15 protein-coding genes are annotated in these 17411 nt (G+C 66.1%); 7 read left to right on the top strand and 8 right to left on the bottom strand.

Annotated elements, in window-relative coordinates; genetic code table 11:
• Positions 1 to 43: 43 nt before the first annotated feature.
• Positions 44 to 481 carry an MAPEG family protein gene (locus M2337_RS09655; RefSeq protein WP_264570055.1) on the top strand — a complete coding sequence of 146 codons (438 nt, stop codon included), beginning with the start codon at positions 44 to 46 and terminating at the stop codon, positions 479 to 481.
• Here M2337_RS09655 and M2337_RS09650 read toward each other — a convergent pair.
• The 5 genes from M2337_RS09650 to M2337_RS09630 form a co-directional block, all read right to left on the bottom strand.
• Positions 471 to 1685 carry a class I SAM-dependent RNA methyltransferase gene (locus M2337_RS09650; RefSeq protein WP_264570054.1) on the bottom strand — a complete coding sequence of 405 codons (1215 nt, stop codon included), beginning with the start codon at positions 1683 to 1685 and terminating at the stop codon, positions 471 to 473. The two genes, M2337_RS09655 and M2337_RS09650, sit on opposite strands and share 11 nt — an antisense overlap.
• Positions 1682 to 3052: an NAD(P)H-hydrate dehydratase gene (locus M2337_RS09645; protein ID WP_264570053.1), complete on the bottom strand. Its 1371-nt coding sequence runs from the start codon at positions 3050 to 3052 to the stop codon at positions 1682 to 1684. Before M2337_RS09645 ends, M2337_RS09650 begins: the two co-directional genes overlap by 4 nt.
• Before the next feature lie 210 nt (positions 3053 to 3262).
• Positions 3263 to 4987: a dihydroxy-acid dehydratase gene (ilvD, locus tag M2337_RS09640; RefSeq protein ID WP_264570052.1), complete on the bottom strand. Its 1725-nt coding sequence runs from the start codon at positions 4985 to 4987 to the stop codon at positions 3263 to 3265.
• 92 nt (positions 4988 to 5079) lie between these two features.
• Positions 5080 to 5796: an N-formylglutamate amidohydrolase gene (locus tag M2337_RS09635; protein ID WP_264570051.1), complete on the bottom strand. Its 717-nt coding sequence runs from the start codon at positions 5794 to 5796 to the stop codon at positions 5080 to 5082.
• 46 nt (positions 5797 to 5842) lie between these two features.
• Positions 5843 to 6667 carry a 4-(cytidine 5'-diphospho)-2-C-methyl-D-erythritol kinase gene (locus M2337_RS09630; protein WP_264570050.1) on the bottom strand — a complete coding sequence of 275 codons (825 nt, stop codon included), beginning with the start codon at positions 6665 to 6667 and terminating at the stop codon, positions 5843 to 5845.
• A 152-nt stretch (positions 6668 to 6819) separates the two neighbouring features.
• On the opposite strand from M2337_RS09630, the gene M2337_RS09625 reads away from it, so the two are divergent.
• The gene (locus tag M2337_RS09625; protein ID WP_181559368.1) at positions 6820 to 6966 is read left to right on the top strand and encodes a lmo0937 family membrane protein; all 147 of its coding nucleotides are present in this window, start codon (positions 6820 to 6822) and stop codon (positions 6964 to 6966) included.
• A gap of 77 nt (positions 6967 to 7043) precedes the next feature.
• Here the strand turns inward: M2337_RS09625 and M2337_RS09620 are convergent, their stop codons facing one another.
• The gene (locus tag M2337_RS09620; protein WP_264570049.1) at positions 7044 to 8696 is read right to left on the bottom strand and encodes an electron transfer flavoprotein-ubiquinone oxidoreductase; all 1653 of its coding nucleotides are present in this window, start codon (positions 8694 to 8696) and stop codon (positions 7044 to 7046) included.
• A 139-nt stretch (positions 8697 to 8835) separates the two neighbouring features.
• Between M2337_RS09620 and M2337_RS09615 the strand changes: the two genes are divergently transcribed.
• Genes M2337_RS09615 through moaB form a run of 3 tightly spaced genes read left to right on the top strand, consistent with a single transcriptional unit; the run spans position 8836 to position 11937 of the window.
• On the top strand, positions 8836 to 9648 hold the full coding sequence (locus tag M2337_RS09615; RefSeq protein ID WP_264570048.1) for a hypothetical protein: 813 nt from the start codon (positions 8836 to 8838) through the stop codon (positions 9646 to 9648).
• The gene (locus M2337_RS09610; RefSeq protein WP_264570047.1) at positions 9645 to 11420 is read left to right on the top strand and encodes a lytic transglycosylase domain-containing protein; all 1776 of its coding nucleotides are present in this window, start codon (positions 9645 to 9647) and stop codon (positions 11418 to 11420) included. Before M2337_RS09615 ends, M2337_RS09610 begins: the two co-directional genes overlap by 4 nt.
• On the top strand, positions 11410 to 11937 hold the full coding sequence (moaB, locus tag M2337_RS09605) for a molybdenum cofactor biosynthesis protein B (protein WP_264570046.1): 528 nt from the start codon (positions 11410 to 11412) through the stop codon (positions 11935 to 11937). The genes M2337_RS09610 and moaB overlap by 11 nt, the downstream gene beginning before the upstream one ends.
• Positions 11938 to 12119: 182 nt before the next feature.
• Here moaB and M2337_RS09600 read toward each other — a convergent pair whose 3' ends face one another.
• The gene (locus tag M2337_RS09600; protein ID WP_264572226.1) at positions 12120 to 13643 is read right to left on the bottom strand and encodes a proline--tRNA ligase; all 1524 of its coding nucleotides are present in this window, start codon (positions 13641 to 13643) and stop codon (positions 12120 to 12122) included.
• Between the two features lie 186 nt (positions 13644 to 13829).
• Here M2337_RS09600 and M2337_RS09595 point away from each other — a divergent pair, with 186 nt between their 5' ends.
• Positions 13830 to 15692: an AsmA family protein gene (locus M2337_RS09595; protein WP_264570045.1), complete on the top strand. Its 1863-nt coding sequence runs from the start codon at positions 13830 to 13832 to the stop codon at positions 15690 to 15692.
• A gap of 30 nt (positions 15693 to 15722) precedes the next feature.
• On the opposite strand, the gene phaR is transcribed toward M2337_RS09595, so the two are convergent.
• Positions 15723 to 16277, bottom strand: coding sequence for a polyhydroxyalkanoate synthesis repressor PhaR (gene phaR, locus M2337_RS09590; RefSeq protein ID WP_181559362.1), 555 nt, complete (start codon positions 16275 to 16277; stop codon positions 15723 to 15725).
• 124 nt (positions 16278 to 16401) lie between these two features.
• Between phaR and M2337_RS09585 the strand changes: the two genes are divergently transcribed.
• Complete coding sequence (locus M2337_RS09585) at positions 16402 to 17406, top strand: alpha/beta fold hydrolase (protein ID WP_264570044.1); 1005 nt, start codon at positions 16402 to 16404, stop codon at positions 17404 to 17406.
• Positions 17407 to 17411 lie beyond the last annotated feature (5 nt).

Raw genomic sequence — 17411 nt, 5'->3', positions numbered from 1 at the left:
GAATGAGACAGCCTCCCCGGACAAGTTTCGGGGAGGCTTTTTCATGTCGGTCAATCTGCTGCTGCCGGTGTTTGCGCTGGTGCTTTGGTCCATCGTGATGCTCATCTGGATGGTCGCGCTGCGGCTACCGGCGCTGAGCAAGCTCAAAATCTCGCCAGAGCAGGCACGCGGCGGACGCGGGCAGGATCTCGACCGGATGCTGCCGCGCGAGATCAACTGGCCGGCGCACAATTATGCGCATCTGATGGAGCAGCCGACGATCTTCTACGCGACGGCGATCGGCCTGGCGCTACTCGGCCAGGGCACGACGGCCAACATCGCCCTCGCCTGGGCCTATGTGGGCATCCGCATCGTCCACAGCGTGTGGCAAGCGAAGGTGAACACCATTCCGGTGCGCGCCAGCCTGTTTTTCCTCTCGTCGATCCTGCTGGCGGTGCTGGCCGTCAACGGCCTGCTCGCCGCGCTACGGCTCAGCGCCTGAAGGTCGCGACCAGCTCGACATGGGTCGACCAGCGGAACTGGCCGACGGGCTTGACGCGCTCGATGCGGTAGCCTGCCTCGACCAGCATCACCGCATCCCGCGCGAAGCTGGCCGGATTGCAGGAGACATAGACGATCAGCGGTACCTGTGAGGCCGCGATCTGCGCCACCTGCTCGCGCGCGCCGGCACGAGGCGGATCGAGCACGACGGCATCGAAGCGGTTGAGTTCCGCTGGCGTGAGCGGGCGGCGGAACAGGTCGCGATGCTCCGGGAAGATGCGGCCGGGCAGGCGATTGCCGCCGCCGCGCAGGGCCATCACCAGATCGCGGGCGGCCTCCGCAGCATAGACCTTGCGCCCCGGCACATCATTGGCGACGGACAGGGCGAAGGTGCCGAGACCCGCGAACAGGTCAGCCACCATGGCTGCGCCCCCCAATGCCTGACGCACCTCGGCGACCAGAGCCGCCTCCCCGTCCTGCGTCGCCTGCAGGAAAGCGCGTGGGGGGTAGCCAGTGAGGACATCGCCGAAGCGCACCGTCACCGGCTCCGGCTCCCAGATGGTCATCGGGGCATCGTCGTCGATCAGGATGAGCCGGGCGAGTTGGTTCTCACGGGCAAAGTCGAGCAGCGCCTCGGTTTGGGCAAGGCCGTCGACCCGCAGGCCTGAGAGGACCACATCCACGCCCTGATCGACCAGCGTCAGATCCGCCTCGCCGGGCTGGCGATCCGGCAGCATGGTCGCAAAGAGCCCGCGCAGGGGGGCGACGAGCGCGAAAAGCCGCGCGTCCAGCACCGGGCATTCGCGAAGATCGATGAGCTTGTGACTGCCCTGCTCCGAGAAGCCGAACTGGATGCGCTTGCCGAGCCGCAGCGCCCGCAGGCTGGCCCGACGACGGCTATGCGGCGGCGAGACATAAGGCGCGGCGGCCTCCTGCGCGCTCAGCCCCTGCCCGGCCAGCGCGCCGGCCACGCGATCGCGCACATAGTCGGTGAAGGCCCCATCCGACAAATGCTGGAGCTGGCAGCCCCCGCATTGCGGGAAGTGCCGGCATGGCGGCGTGACGTGATGCGGCCCGGCCTCGATGCTGCCATCGGTGCGCAGACGGTCGCCCGGCGCACTCAGCGCCACATGGCGGCCATCCGCCGTCACGCCATCGCCTCGCGCGGCAATGCGGACGATAAGATCGGGATCGGGGCTGGTCATGAGGCACTCGCAAGGGCAGCAGGAAGGCAACCGACAAGATCGTCGGCAATGAAGGCCGCGCCGGCACGGCGGCCAGCCTCGCCATGCAGCCAGACGGCCTCACAGGCAGCGGTGAAGGCATCGCCCGTAACCGCCAGACGGCTCGCGCACAAGCCGGCCAGCACATCGCCCGTGCCGGCGGTGGAGAGCCATGACGAAGCCGGCGGGGCGACGACACAGCGCCCATCAGGCGCGGCGATTACGCTGTCCGCGCCTTTATAGACGACGACAGCGCCAATATCGGCCGCCGCCGCGCGGGTGCGGTCGATCTTGTTGCCCGATCGTTCCCCGAAAAGCTGGCGGAACTCGCCCTCATGCGGGGTGACGATGGCAGGGGGTGGCGCTTCCGGGGGACCGCGCGTGCCCATCAGCCACAAGGCATCTGCATCGGCGACGGTCGGAACGCCTCCATTCAAGGCTATGAGGAGCGTGCGCCAGGCCGCATCATCGCGCCCGAGGCCAGGGCCGACAAGCAGCGCCTTGGCCCGATCCACCTCGAAATGCTCGCTGCACACAATGGCGTGGCTGTGAAAGCCGGCCGGCGCGGCCTGCCCGATCAGCCGTACATAGCCAGCACCGCTGTGCGCCGCCGCCTCCGCCGCCAGCGCGGCCGCGCCCGGCATCGCGCCGGCCACAACGCAGACCAGACCACGCAGATATTTGTGGGCATCACGGGCCGGAGGCCGGATCGATGGCGGTTGAAGAACCCGCGCGGCATCCGCCGGCGCGTCGATGCCGATGTCGACAAGCCAGCGCTGCTGCGCGAAGCCGAGCGCCGGCATCAGCACATGGGCGGGCTTCCAAGCGCCCAGCGAGAGGCAATGGGTGAAGACCGGCACTGGGGAGAGCGCGAGCGCGGCATCGCTCTCCACGCCGCTTGGGACGTCGATGGCGTAGCTCAGTTGCGCGGCATCGACCAAGGCGCCGAGCCGCGCCGCCAACTCCGGCGACAGGCCGCGCGTGAGGCCGATGCCGAACAGCGCATCCACCAACTGCGTCGCCGGTTCGGCAAGCATGATATCCTCGACCGGGCCGCCCCAGTCGGCGCGCGCCTTGCGGCTGCTGTCTGTTCCGCTCTCGCCCAATGCCGCCACGCGGACGGGCACGCCCAGATCGCGCAGGGTACGGGCGATGACGAAGCCGTCCCCGCCATTGTTGCCGGGGCCGCAGAGCACCAGCACGTCGCGCATCGCGCCTGCGCGGAAGATCACCTCCGCCGCGCCCTCGCCGGCCGTGCACATCAGGGCGTAGGGATCGATGCCGGCATCGAACAGCGTCTGCTCGGCTGCGCGCATCTGGGCGACGGTGAGGATGGGCGCGGCAATCATTTGCGGCTGCATCGCGGAGAGCGTAGGTTTCCTGATCCACCACTGTGTTCCTGCGAAGGCAGGAGCCTAGGGCGATCAGAACCGTCGCATGCGCCCTGGGCTCCTGCCTTCGCAGGAGCACAGCGTTGAGCAAATAAGCCTCGGTGGCGCCGCAACTGACGCGGGGATGCATCAGCCCAGGCCCCTCTCCCGAGGAGAAGGGCCATGGGATCAGATATCAGCGAAGACATGCTTCTCCGCTTTGGCGCCGGGATGCGTCACCGCGCCCTGCCAAGCTGGGCCGACATTTTGGGCATAGCGCCAGAGGGCACCCGCCTGATAGTCATTCTGGCGCGGCTGCCACTTCGCCCGGCGCTCGGCCAGCACGGCTTCGTCGACCAACAGGTCGATCGTGCCGGCCTCGGCATCGATGCTGATCGTATCGCCATTTTCGACCAACGCGATGGGACCGCCGTCCGCTGCTTCCGGGCCGACATGGCCGATGCAGAAGCCGCGCGTGCCGCCCGAAAAACGCCCGTCCGTGATGAGCGCGACCTTCTCGCCCAGACCCTGGCCGTAAAGCGCAGCGGTGGTCGAGAGCATCTCGCGCATGCCGGGACCGCCCTTGGGACCTTCATAGCGGATCACGACGACATCGCCGTCCACGATCTGCTGCGCCTCGACAGCGGCGAAGGCCTCTTCCTCGCGCTCGAACACCTTGGCGATACCGGTGAACTGCAGGCGCTTCATGCCCGCCACCTTCACGATCGCCCCTTCCGGCGCCAGGCTGCCCTTGAGGCCAACGACACCGCCGGTCGGCGTGATCGGGGTCTTGGCGTCGTAGATGACCTTCTGGTCAGGGTTCCACGTCACTTCGTCGATGTTCTCGCCCAGCGTCTTGCCGGTCACCGTCATGCAATCGAGGTGCAGCAGGCCGGTCTGTGCGAGCGACTTCATGAGCATGTAGATGCCGCCAGCGGCATGCATGTCCTTGGCGACATATTTGCCGCCCGGCTTGAGATCGGCCATATACGGCGTCGTCTTGAAAATCTCGGCAACGTCGAACAGCGAGAAGTCGATGCCGCATTCATTCGCCATGGCCGGCAGGTGCAGCGCGCCGTTGGTCGATCCGCCAGTCGCCGCGACGATGCGGGCGGCATTCTCAAAGGCTTCGCGCGTGCAGATGTCACGCGGGCGCAGGTTGATCTTGAGCAGCTCCATGATCTGCTTGCCCGCCGCGACAGCGATTTCCTGACGGCTCTTATAGGGCGCCGGCACCATGTTGCTGTTCGGCAGCGACAGGCCGATGGCCTCGCCGACGCAGGCCATGGTGTTGGCGGTATATTGGCCGCCGCATGCGCCATGGCCCGGGCAAGCCGCCTTCTCGATGGCGGTGACTTCCGAGAGCGGGCAATTGCCGGCGGCGAAGCGCCCGACAGCCTCGAACACGTCGATGACGGTCAGATCCTCGCGATCCTTATACTGGCCGGGAAGGATGGACCCGCCATAGACGAAGATGCTAGGCACGTTGAGCCGCAGCATCGCCATCATCATGCCGGGGAGCGACTTGTCGCAACCGGCGAAGGTCACCAGCGCGTCATAGCAGTGGCCGCGCACCGAGAGTTCGACCGAGTCCGCGATGACCTCGCGGCTGACGAGGCTGCTCTTCATGCCCTGATGGCCCATGGCGATGCCATCGGTCACCGTGATGGTGTTGAACCGGAACGGCGTGCCGCCCGCCGCCATCACGCCCTCGCGCGCCCAATTGGCCTGGGTATCGAGCGTGGTGTTGCATGGCGCGCTGTCATTGCCGGCGGAGGCGAGACCTACGAACGGCTTGGCAATATCCTCTTCCTTCCAGCCCATCGCATAATAATAGCTGCGGTGGGGGGCGCTCTCGACGCCAACGGAGACGTAGCGGCTGGGGAGTTTGGATTTGTCGAAGCTGTGGGTCATTTCATTCACCTTCCTGCGGGCAGCGCTCTAGGCCCGTTGCGGGGCGGCTTGCAAGCATGGAGGGCGCAAAAGTCGGCTGTTGCGAGCCGCTCTCAGGAAAAAGCCGCGTGGCAAGCGCGCAGCACCGGGCCGATGATGCCCGCCAGCCGTGCCTGACCGGCGCCGTCGCTCACCAGATCCTGCCGCATCTCAATGCCAAGATAGGGCCGGCCATGCGCCTCGGCGTGGCGGTTCATCGTGGCATTGAGCAGCTTGCCCGAATAGGGTTCCTGATCGCCGACCACCAGCCCGGCGGCGGCCAGCAGCGGGATGGCAATGCGCGCGCCGCGATCGTCCTGATTGTAGAGCACGCCGATGTTCCAGGGCCGCGCCTCCTCGGGCCGGCTGCGCAATTGCGGCGTAAAACTGTGCAGCGAGAGCAGGAAGGGCCGATGCCCCTGCCCGGCCAGCGCAGCGATCTCGGCATGATAGGGATCGTAAAAGCGCGCGAGACGGTCGGCGACTTCGGCGGTGCTGTTGCCCTCGATATGGTGGCCATCGCTATGCACCGGGACCAGCCCGGCCGAATCCGCCTCACGATTATAATCGATCACGAGGCGCGAGACGCCGCCCAGGATGGCGCAGCACCCGCCCTGTTCCACCAGCAGCCGCGCGACCTGCGCCACGCCGATGTCGATCGCGACATGCTCCTCAAGCACGGCAGCGGGCAGACCGAGGTCGATATCCTCTGGTACATGGTTGGAGGCATGATCGGCGATGATCAGAATCGGTGCGGACGGATCGCCCAGGATTTGAAACGCAGCAGTCATGTCCAAAGGCCTAGCGCAGTTTGCGGCCGGCCAAAAGACCACGTGTTCAGCGCAGCAGGCTGGTCATCACCCACCAGTCGGGATGGTCGGCGATGATGCGGTCTGCGGCGGCATCCCGCTCGGCCTCGCTCGCGAAGACGGCAAAGCAGGTCGCACCGGAGCCGGACATGCGGGCAACGTGGGGAAGCTGCGCGCGTAGCACCGCCAGCACGTCCTCGATTTCCGGCACCAGAGCCATGGCGCTCGCCGTAAGATCGTTGCGGCCCCGCGCCCATGCCAGCGGGTCCAGCGCGCCCCGGTCGATGCCGTCCCATCCGCCGAACACAGGCCCGGTCGGGCAGGCGATCAGCGGATTGACCAGCAACACGGGCGTCTCCGCCAGATCGAGATCGATCGTCTCCAGTCGGTCACCCACGCCCGATCCAAAAACGGTGGCCGAGCCCAGGCATGCAGGCACATCGGCACCCAGTGCCGACGCAATGGACGGGAAATCGATCTCCATCGGCCGCACATCCCACAGCCGCACCAGCAGCCGAAGCGCAGCGGCGGCATCGGCCGAGCCGCCTCCGATGCCGGAAGCCACCGGCAGGCGCTTCTCGAGCAGCAAATCGGCGCCCAGATGGCTGCCAATCGCGGCTTGCAGGGCGTGCGCCGCGCGCATCACCAGATTGCGCTCATCGATCGGCAAGCCATCCGCGAACGGCCCCTCGATGCGTAGCGCGATCTCGCCGTCCTCGCGGAGCGTGCCGCTCAGCCCATCACCATCCGCGCAAAAGGCGAACAGGCTTTCCAGTTCATGATAGCCGTCGGCGCGGCGCGCACGGACATGAAGCGCGAGGTTGAGCTTGGCGTGAGCGGTTTCTGTAAGCACGGCCGCGCTCTTAGCTCCTCTGAACGCCGCTGTCTCGCCTGCATATGCTGGCTGCGTGATAAGGGCACGCCGCGCCCTCCGAGGGCGACGGGAACCATTCCGGTCGCCGACCGTCTCCCTATCGTCAAAACATTGTGTTGAAAGGGACCTCCATGCTCTGGACCATCATCGGTATTCTGATCGTTCTGTGGCTGCTTGGGTTCGTCCTGCATGTCGGCGGCGGCTTGATCCACATTCTCCTGCTGATCGCGGGCGTGGTGTTCGTATTCCAGCTCATCACCGGTCGCCGATCTCTCTGATCGCGCCAATGATCGATGAACAAACGGGGCCTTGATCGGCCCCGTTTTTCTATGCGTCAGCGAGGGTATAGGCGCAGCTACATGTTCGGATAAGTCGGCCCGCCGCCGCCCTCGGGCGCCACCCAGTTGATGTTCTGGGTCGGGTCCTTGATGTCGCAGGTCTTGCAGTGGACGCAGTTCTGCGCGTTGATCTGGAAGCGCGGATTTCCGGCGCCATCCTCCACCACCTCATAGACGCCCGCAGGGCAGTAGAGCCGGGCCGGCTCGTCATAGAGCGGCAGATTGTAGCGGATCGGCACGTCGGGGTCCTTGAGCTGCAGATGGACCGGCTGGTCCTCCTCATGATTGGTGCCCGAGAGGAAGACGGACGAGAGCCGATCGAAACTAAACACTCCATCCGGCTTGGGATAATCGATCTTGTGAACGGCATCCTTGCGCCAGAGCTTGTTATGATCGGCCTTGTTGCGCAGCGTAAACGGCAGCCCGATGCCGAGCGAGCGCATCCACATATCGATGCCGGCAAACAGCGTACCCACGACATTACCGAACCTGGCCAGCGCCGGGCCGGCATTGCGCACCAGCTTCAGCTCCTTGGCGATCCAGCTTTCGTCCAGCGCGGCTGGGTAGGCCTCCAGCACATCGCCCGAGCGGTCCGCCGCGACCGCATCCGCCACGGCGTCGGCCGCCAGCATCGCGGATTTCATCGCTGTATGCGTGCCCTTGATGCGCGGGACGTTCACAAAGCCGGCCGAGCAGCCGATGAGCGCCGCACCAGGCATCACCAGCTTTGGGATGGATTGCCAGCCGCCCTCATTGATAACGCGGGCGCCATAGGAGACGCGCTTGCCGCCTTCCAGCACCGCGCGGATGTCCGGATGCTGCTTCCAGCGCTGAAATTCCTCGAACGGGCTCAGATACGGGTTCTTGTAGCCCAGCCCGACCACGAAGCCGAGCGCCACCTGACCATTCGCCTGATGATACAGGAAGCCGCCCCCATAGGCATCGGTCAGCGGCCAGCCCTGCGTGTGGATCACCCGGCCGGGCACATGCTTGGCCGGATCGATGTCCCACAATTCCTTGCAGCCCAAACCATAGGTCTGCGGATCGCTCTCCGCTTCCAGATCGAAGCGGGCCTTGAGTTGCTTGGTGAGGTGGCCGCGCGCGCCCTCGGCAAACAATGTGTAGCGGGCATGAAGCTCCAGCCCCGGCTGATAATCCGGCTTGCGGCTGCCATCGCGGGCCACGCCCATGTCGCCGGTCGCGACGCCCTTCACGGCGCCATTTTCATCGTACAGGATCTCGGCGGCGGGGAAGCCGGGGAAGATTTCTACGCCCAGCCCCTCCGCCTGTTCGGCGAGCCAGCGACAGAGCGAGCCCAGCGAGCCGGTATACGTGCCCTTATTGTGCATGAATCCCGGCGTCAGCAGATGCGGCACCGCGAATTTGCCCGAGCGGCTGAGCATCCAGTGATGGTTCTCGGTAACGGGCACTTGCGCCAGTGGGCAATCGCTGGTCCGCCACTCCGGCAGCAGCTCATCGAGCGCCCGGGGATCGATCACTGCGCCCGAGAGAATATGCGCGCCGATCTCCGAGCCCTTTTCCAGCACGCAGACGCTGATCTCGCTGCCCGCCGCCTGGGCGCGCTGCTTGAGGCGGATCGCCGCGGTCAATCCTGCAGGGCCTCCGCCTACGATCACCACGTCATAGGGCATGGATTCCCGTTCGGACATGTCTACCTCCCTATGCGGCGGACGCTCTGGAGTTCCGTCCGGTCGCCGCAATATTTTCACGCTTTACAGTCGCCAGCGATGCGGCAGAGTTGACCGCGCCGTCAACCTCTGTCTCTGTAAACCCATGGGTGAGCAGGACATGATGACGCCGGAGCAGGCGGCCTATGCCTATGCGCATTGGTGGCGGGAAGCGGGGCTGGACTGCGCCACCGACGAGGCGCCCCGGCGCTGGCGGGATGGCGAACCTGTTCCATTCTGGCGACGCTCTTCCAACACAGCCAGTGGCGCAGCAGACGTTGCCGCGCGGCCGGCCATTGATGCGCCTGCTGAAGCCCCCGGGCCGGCGCCGCAGCCCGCCCCCGTACAGGCCCGCACGCCGGATCAGGCGCCCAAGACGATGCCGGGAGATTTACCGGGCTTCCTCGACTGGATTGCGCAGGATGCCGGCCACGCAGAAGCCGATTGGCATGGCGAGCGGATCGCCCTCCCCGCCCTGCACGCGCCGCGCCTCGTTCTCCTCGTCGAGATGCCGGCCGCCGGAGCAACCGATCTGGCCCAGCTTCTCGAGCCGCAACAGCAGCGGTTCATCGCCTCGATGCTCGGCACGCTCGGCCTTGAGCCCACACAGGCGCCGTGCCTGCCGCTGGCTCTGCGCCGTCCGCCGGGCGGTCATCTCGACGCCGCCTTGCTTCCCCTGCTCGCCGCGCGGATGAGCCGCTATCTCGACCTCGTCCAGCCGGGCGCGATCATCCTGCTGGGTGACCGGATCGGCCGCGCCATACTCGGCGAGCGCTGGCGGCCGGGCCTGGTGGGGCTTGAAAAGATTGACCTGCCGCATGGCAGCGTGGATACGGTCGCCCTCGCGGGGCCTGATCTGCTGATGAACCGGCCGCTTGCCAAGGCCAGAAGCTGGCAAAGCGTGCGTATGCTCCATGGATTGTTGACGCAATGAACAGGTCCCCTTCCCGATCCCGTGTGCGCCGGTCGCTGCTCATTGCCCTGTCGCTGTGCGCGCTCGCCGGCCCGCTGGCGGTAGCCCAGCCGGCGGCGGCGGCTTCGGCGATCCCGACGCCGAGCCAGGATGAGCAAGGCCGATATGGCGCCATTCTCGCCATGCTGGAGGGCAAGCGCTGGGACGAGGCGCGCAGTGCCATTCTCGGCCTCTCCGAGGCGGACAGCATGCGCCCGCATCTGCTAGCCGAGTTGTATCTCGCCAAGGATAGCCCCCGCGTCGAGCTGTTCGACCTGCTCGACCTGCTGCACAAGACGCCTAACCTTCCGCAGAACGACCGCATCGCCTCGCTGGCCCGCAAGCGGGGCGCGCAGACGCTGCCGGACCGGCCGGCCACGCGCCAACTCATGTGGACCGGCACCTCACCCCAGCGGCAGATGCTCCGCTCGGTGAAGGGCGATGCCGCAGCCGATCAGCTGCGCGGCACGCTGCTCCAGTACATCAAGGACGATCAGCCCAATCAGGGCGAGGCCCTGCTCGCCTCTGCCGAGGCCGGGCTCGGCATGGATGGCCGCACCGAATTGCGTCAGCGCCTCGCCTGGTCCTATTTCATCTGCGGCGATACCGCCAATGCCCGCCGCATGGGCGCACTGGCCGTCAATGGCGGCACCGGCGAGTTCGTGGCACCGTCTTACTGGGTGATGGGCCTCGCCGCCTGGCGCGAGAAGCAATGGGCCGCCGCCGCCGACTCTTTCTATCATGCCGCGATGAGCACCTCCGATGCGGACCTGCGCAGCCGCAGCTATTTCTGGGCGGCGCGCGCCATGATGGCCGACCGGAAGCCCGAGCGGGTCAATGCCCTGCTGCGCAGCGCGGCGCGCGATGAAGAGAGCTTTTACGGCCTGCTGGCCCGCGAAACGCTCGGCCTCGGCTTCAGCACCGCGCTCAAGCGGGAGAATGTGTCGTCGCAGGATTGGTCACTGCTCGCGGGCAGCGGCAATGTCCGCAACGCCGTGATCCTCGCCACGCTGGGCCGCAGTGCGCAGGCCGATGCCGTGCTGCGCCATGAGGCTGCGCTGAGCGACGACACGCGCTATAGCGCGCTGGTACATCTCGCCAGCGACCTCTCGCTGCCCACCACCCAGCTCTGGCTGGCGCAACGCTCGCCAAGCGGGCGCAAGTCGGCGGCCTATGCGCGCTATCCCCGCCCGGAATGGTCACCGAGCAATGGCTGGCAGGTCGAGCGCGCGCTGGTCTTCGCCCATGCCCTGCAGGAATCCCGCTTCCAGACCGATGCACGCAGCCCGGCCGATGCACGCGGCTTGATGCAGGTCCTACCAGGCACGGGCGCGCAGCTTGCCCGCTCCAGCGGCATGGCAGTAACGCCCGATCAGCTCTATGACCCCGCCGTCAGCCTCGCGCTCGGCCAGGCCTATCTGCGCAAGCTCAGCCAGATGCCGGCCACGGGCGGACTGCTGCCCAAGGTCGTCGCGGCCTATAATGCCGGCCCCACCCCCATCGAGCGCTGGAACGTGCAGATCCGCGATGAGGGCGATCCGCTGCTCTTCATCGAATCCGTGCCCTATTACGAGACCCGCGCCTATCTGAACGCGGTGCTGCGCAATTACTGGATCTACCAGATGGACGAGCAAGGCGGCCGCTCCCCCGCACTCTCGGCCATGGCGCAGGGCCTGTGGGTCCGCTTCCCGGATGGCAGCAAGGACGTCGCCGTCCGCGTCACCCCGCATGGGACCGCCGCCGGTGCCTATTGACGAGAGCCGCGTCTTCACCCCGGTTCAGATCGCCCTGCTCACCATCTCCGACACGCGGACGCTGGCAGACGACCGATCCGGCGATACGCTCGCCGAGCGGGTGACCGCTGCCGGCCATGTGCTGAAGGCCCGCGAGATTAGCAAGGATTCGGTCGAGACGATCCTTGGCCATCTGCACCGGTGGATCGATGACCCGCAGATCGATGTCATCCTCACCACCGGCGGCACCGGTGTGACCGGGCGCGACGTGACCCCCGAAGCACTGGAAAAGGTGAAGGACAAGGCCATTCCGGGATTTGGCGAGCTATTCCGCTGGCTCAGCTTCCAGTCGATCGGCACCTCGACCATCCAGTCCCGCGCCTGTGCCTGTGTGGCGCGCGGCACCTACATCTTCGCCCTGCCCGGCTCGACCGGCGCGGTGAAAGATGGCTGGGACCAGATTTTGGTCCACCAGCTCGATAGCCGCTTTCGGCCGTGCAACTTCGTGGAATTGATGCCTCGGTTGCTGGAGAAGTAGGCTCAGGAAATCCACAGAACCGTTCGTGTCGAGCCCTTCGTCTGCCCGGAGGGCGGGCGCTCGGGATAGATTTCAGCCTTTAGCTGAAGTCGAGACACCAAAGCGCAGTGCTGGGCGTGTCTCGACTTCGCTCGACACGCACGGGCAGTTGAGGGGCGGTCTGATTTTTCCGCCCCTACGCCTCAATAAGCGCGGCCGACCAGAACCCGCTCCAACGCCTTCTCACCCGTAAAGATGCACGTCCCGCTCGCCGCCGGCGCATCCATCGGCACGTTGCGCAGCGTCAGCTTCTCGCCCTTGAGCCAAGCGACCACCTTGTCCAGCGCCGGTCCCGTGGGCTTGCTCCATTCCACCTCGACCCAGCCGGGCTTGTCACCGCCGAATGCACCCGCCAGCGCCGTCAATTCGCTCACGTCGCGGCGGATGTTTGCATCCAGACGCGCGCGCGCCTCACTGTGCAGCGTGTCCTGAACCCCGCGCAGCATATCCGCGACCGCCGCCACGAAAGCATCCCGCGCCATGACCTCGCTCGCCAGCTTGCCTGCCTCATTATAGAGCCGGTCCCGCCGCACGACCGAAACATTGCCGCCCGCCACATCGCGCCCGCCTACCTCGACGATGATCGGCGCGCCCTTCTTCACCCAGCCCCAGCGCTTGGGGGCGGCCTTGATCGGCTTCTTGTCGAACAGCACCCGCAGCGGCTCGCGGAACACGTCAACCGCGCCCAGATCCTTGGCGAGCGCGGCGCAATAATCGATGACCGCCGCATCCTCGTCCGTGTCGCGCAGCATCGGCACGATCACCACCTGATGCGGGGCGATCATCGGCGGGCAGCGCAGTCCGTCGTCATCGCCATGGACCATGATGACGCCACCGATCATGCGGGTCGACACACCCCAGCTCGTGGTGTGGCACAGGGCCTGCTGGCCATCCTGATTCTGGTACTGAATGCCCGCCGCCTTGGCGAAGCCCGTGCCCAGATAATGCGAGGTGCCGGCCTGCAACGCCTTGCCATCCTGCATCATCGCCTCGATGGAATAAGTCGCGACCGCGCCGGGGAAGCGCTCATTCTCCGGCTTTTCGCCCGCGACGACCGGCATGGCCAGCTCTGTTTCCGCAAAGTCACGGTACATTTCGAGCGCGCGCATCGTCTCGGTCCGCGCATCGGCTTCGTCGGCATGGGCAGTGTGCCCTTCCTGCCAGAGGAACTCGCTGGTGCGCAGGAACATGCGGGTGCGCATCTCCCAGCGCACGACATTGGCCCACTGGTTGGTGAGCAGCGGCAGATCGCGCCAGCTCTGCACCCAGCGCGCCATCGCCTTGCCGATCACCGTCTCGGACGTGGGGCGCACGACCAGCGGCTCCTCCAGCTTGCTGTCCGGATCGGTCTGTAGCTTGCCGTCGATGTTCTTGAGGCGATGGTGGGTGACCACCGCCATCTCCTTGGCAAAGCCTTCGACATGGTCGGCTTCCTCGGCGAAGAAGGACAGCGGGATGAACAGCGGGAAATAGCAGTTCTCCACCCCAGCTGCCTTGATGCGCGCATCCATCAGCTTCTGGATGCGCTCCCAGATGCCATAGCCCCACGGACGGATGACCATGCACCCGCGCACGCCGCTTTCCTCGGCCAGATCGGCCTCGCTGATCACGGCCTGATACCAGGCAGCGAAATCCTTGACTCGGGTGACGGGCAGCGCGTGCTTGATGTTGGACAATGTCTGGCTTCCGGGATCTGGATTGGGAATTGCGGCGGTGTTTATTTGGCGGTCTTTAGTGGCGGCGGGGGAAAATACCAAGGTGTTCGCGCAGGAACGCCCGGCGACGAACGGGAACTTTCCCTGACCTCACTCGTCCCGTCTCCAATGGCCCACTTCTCGTCGATAATTCGCACTATGCCCCGCCGCACCCGGATCATCGCGATGATCGCGGCCGCGCTGCTGGTTCTGCTTCTGGCCCTGTTGGTACTAGCTGCAACCTTCCCCGCTTCCTGGTTCAAGGATGCCGCCGAGCGGCGCCTGTCCGACCAGATCGGCACCAAAGCCACCATCGGATCGATGACGCGGGAAAGCGCATTTTCGTTCAGCCCCGTGATTCAGGTGCGGGATATCCGTGTGCCCCAGCCGGCCTGGGCCGGCGAAGGCGATCTGGCGCGGATCGAGGCGTTGCGGTTGCGTCTGCCCGTGATCGGACTGCTGCTCGGGCGCGGCGGGCCGCAGTTGCTCTCCGCCCGTGGCGTGCGGCTGACGCTGGTGCGCGACGAGAATCGCCGCAAGAGCTGGGACGCGCTCGGCAGCAAATCGAATAAGGACGACCAGGGCAGCTCGGAAACGCCTTTGGTCCGTGTCGATGACGCTGTGATCGATTATCGCGATGCCTTCCAGAAGCGTCAGTTCAAGGTCAATCTGTCGGTCGATCCGCAGCAAGGCCTGCGTGGCACCGGCACCGGCACCGTCGAAGGGGAACCGGTCACGCTGCGCCTCACCGGCGCGCCGATGCGCGCTGGCCAGAGCTGGCCCTTCGATGCGCGCATCATGGGGGACGCCCTCACCATGCACGCGCGCGGCACGATGGCCGGACCGATGCGCACGGACGACATGACGTTCAAGGTCTCCGCCCGTGCCGGCACGCTCAAACTGGTGGACCGGATCATCGAGGCGGGACTGTTCGGCACGCAGCCGGTCGATATCGCTGCCAATGTCCAGCGGCGCGATGGCGTGTGGAGCGTGGCCGATCTGGGCGGCACCGTCGGCCGTAGCCGGTTCACGGGCGCGCTCACGGTTCGCAAGGTGGATGGCCGCACCAAGCTGGATGGCGAGGCGCGCTTCAGCCAGCTCGATTTCGAAGATCTGGCCGACGACAAGGGCAATGCGCAGGCAGTCGCGCTAGAGCGAGCGCAGGGCCAGCGGCTGGTGCCCAACACGCGGATCAACATCCGCAAGATCGACAAGACGGACGGGCGCATATCGGTGCGCGTCGACCGGATTTTGGGCGGGCGGCGCCCCTCCTCCCTCACCAATGCCAGCGCGGTGCTGAATCTCGACAACCGCATCCTCACCGTCGATCCGCTGCGCATCGGCTTGACGCAGGGCGTGATGACCGGGCGGGCCGTGGTCAATCAGCGGGATGGCCAGCCCAAGCCGACGGTCACGCTGGCGCTCGACATGCGCAACAGCAGCATCGCGGCGCTGGCGGGCGGGGACGGCAACAGCGAGGGCGACGTGCAGGGCCGCGTCGACGCCCGCGCGCGCCTGACCGGCGTGGGCGACACGATCCGCGAGGCTGTCGGGCAATCGAACGGAACCGTAGGCGCGGTCACCCGCGGCGGATCGATGCCGGCGCGGTTGGCCGGCCTGCTCGGCTTTGACATCGGCAAGGGCCTGTTTGCGGATGAGGACAGGCGGGAAGCGCTGCGCTGCGGTGTGGTCCAGCTCGATATGCGGGGCGGACGCGGCGTGGTGCGCACCTTGGTCGTCGACACGCCGGTCAGCCAGTCACGTGGCACCGGCACAGTCAGCTTCCCCGCCGAACGTCTCGAGCTGACCCTCAAGGGCCTCGCCAAGAACGAACATGCGCTGCAGCTGCCCGGCAATGCCCATCTGCGGGGCACATTGCGCAATCCCGATCTGGTCGTGCCGGAAAACACGCGCTCGGTAGGCAACATCCTGAAGGCAGTCGGTCGAGCGATCGGTGGTCGCGCGGAAACCGCACCGGATGCCAATTGCGCGGCGCTGATCGCTCGGACCGTGGGCCGTTAAGGCGCAGCCATCCCGACCGCGCCAGATTGGTCAGCCGCCCAGCTTGTCAATCTTGGCGTTGAGCGCGGCGAGTTGTGCCTTGAGCTCGGACACTTCATCGGCAGAGTCGCCAGCCTTCGCGGGTGCGGCAGGTGCAGCGGGCTTGAAGGCGTTCGCTGCGGCGTTGAGCATTTCCATGTTGCGCTTGGCGATCTCGGCAAAGGGTCCGCCGGCGAATGCGCCCTGCATGGCTTCCTGGAATTGCTGCTGATTCTTGCGGAACGCTTCCATGCTCGCCTCGAGATATTGCGGCACCATGGACTGCATCGAGTCGCCGTAGAGCGAAATGAGCTGGCGCAGGAAGCTGACCGGCAGCATGTTCTCGCCGCGCTGCTCTTCTTCCATGATGATCTGGGTGAGGACATTGTGCGTGATGTCTTCGCCGGACTTGGCATCGACCACCACGAAATCGCGCCCCTCGCGCGTCATCTGCGAGAGCAATTCAAGTGTGATATAGCTGGAGGTTTCCGTGTCATAGAGACGCCGATTGGCGTACTTCTTGATGACAATGGTCCCTGATTCGCCACCTGATTTCGATCGTGCCATAGATGATGCTCCACCCTCCGTTGGGCGCAACATAGCATCGTTTCTTTCTGCACCGCAACATGGGCCGCGTCCGCTGCCGCTGTTTCTTTCCATATTATGGCAGGTTACGGGGCAGGATGCAGGGTTGCGGCGGCAAGCGCTGGCCGGATTGCGCCGTTTTCAGACAGCGCAGCGGCCCGCGCAGGGTGACCTGCCGGAAATTGCTGCGCAAAATGGCCGTGCGGCTTTGCTCACGCGAAACGGCAACGCACAACGCAGCATAAGCGGGGCGGACGGAGACCGTGCGCCGGTCATCCTCATCCCGTCACTCATCAACCCGCCCCATGTTCTCGACCTCGCCGAGCAGCGCTCCCTGCTGCGCTATCTCGGGCAGCAGGGCCATGATGCGCTGCTACTCGACTGGGGCACACCGGATGAAAGCGAGCGCGACGCCGATCTGGCCCAGCACGTCGAACGCCTGCTGCTCCCCTTGTTGCAAGGGCTGGATCGCCCGCCCCTGCTCGTCGGCTACTGCCTGGGCGGCACGCTCGCCATCGGCGCAGCGGCACGCCTGCGGGCACTGGGCGAGCCGGTCGCCGGCGTCGCGACCATTGCCGCGCCCTGGGACTTTTCCGCCTATGACGCACCCTTTCGATCCCAGCTCGCCGAGATCTGGGGCAAGGCCAAGCCCGGCTGCGAGGCGCTGGGGCTGGTGCCCATGGAAGTGTTCCAGACCGGCTTCTGGTCGCTCGATCCCGATCGCACCATTCGTAAATATGCCGCCTTCGCCGGGATGGAGGCCGACAGCCCAGCCTTCCATGCCTTCATCGCGCTGGAAGATTGGGCCAATGAGGGCGCGCCGCTGACATTGGCGAGCGGGAAAGACCTTGCCGAGCGCTGCTATGGCGCCAATATGACAGCGAGCGGCCAATGGTCCATCCACGGCACCGTCGCGAACCCACAAGCGCTGGATTGCCCGACGCTCGCAATCGCCTCGACCACGGACCGGATCGTGCCCGCCGCCGCCGTGCCACCTGCGGCGGAACGGATCGACATTGCGCTCGGCCATGTCGGCATGATGATCGGCAGCCGTGCGGAAGCGCAACTTTGGAGAGGATTGAGCGACTGGCTTTCGCGCTGTGGCGGCTGATGCTA

It is taken from the genome of Sphingobium sp. B2D3A (assembly GCF_025961795.1).
Taxonomy (GTDB): Bacteria; Pseudomonadota; Alphaproteobacteria; order Sphingomonadales; family Sphingomonadaceae; genus Sphingobium.
This window is presented reverse-complemented; position numbering and strand designations above follow the sequence as displayed.

Coding starts and splice junctions, on each gene's coding strand:
- M2337_RS09655 (WP_264570055.1), top strand. CDS start 44: ATGTCGGTCAATCTGCTGCTGCCGGTGTTTGCGCTGGTGCTTTGGTCC.
- M2337_RS09650 (WP_264570054.1), bottom strand. CDS start 1,685: ATGACCAGCCCCGATCCCGATCTTATCGTCCGCATTGCCGCGCGAGGC.
- M2337_RS09645 (WP_264570053.1), bottom strand. CDS start 3,052: ATGATTGCCGCGCCCATCCTCACCGTCGCCCAGATGCGCGCAGCCGAG.
- ilvD (WP_264570052.1), bottom strand. CDS start 4,987: ATGACCCACAGCTTCGACAAATCCAAACTCCCCAGCCGCTACGTCTCC.
- M2337_RS09635 (WP_264570051.1), bottom strand. CDS start 5,796: ATGACTGCTGCGTTTCAAATCCTGGGCGATCCGTCCGCACCGATTCTG.
- M2337_RS09625 (WP_181559368.1), top strand. CDS start 6,820: ATGCTCTGGACCATCATCGGTATTCTGATCGTTCTGTGGCTGCTTGGG.
- M2337_RS09620 (WP_264570049.1), bottom strand. CDS start 8,696: ATGTCCGAACGGGAATCCATGCCCTATGACGTGGTGATCGTAGGCGGA.
- M2337_RS09615 (WP_264570048.1), top strand. CDS start 8,836: ATGATGACGCCGGAGCAGGCGGCCTATGCCTATGCGCATTGGTGGCGG.
- M2337_RS09610 (WP_264570047.1), top strand. CDS start 9,645: ATGAACAGGTCCCCTTCCCGATCCCGTGTGCGCCGGTCGCTGCTCATT.
- M2337_RS09595 (WP_264570045.1), top strand. CDS start 13,830: ATGCCCCGCCGCACCCGGATCATCGCGATGATCGCGGCCGCGCTGCTG.
- phaR (WP_181559362.1), bottom strand. CDS start 16,277: ATGGCACGATCGAAATCAGGTGGCGAATCAGGGACCATTGTCATCAAG.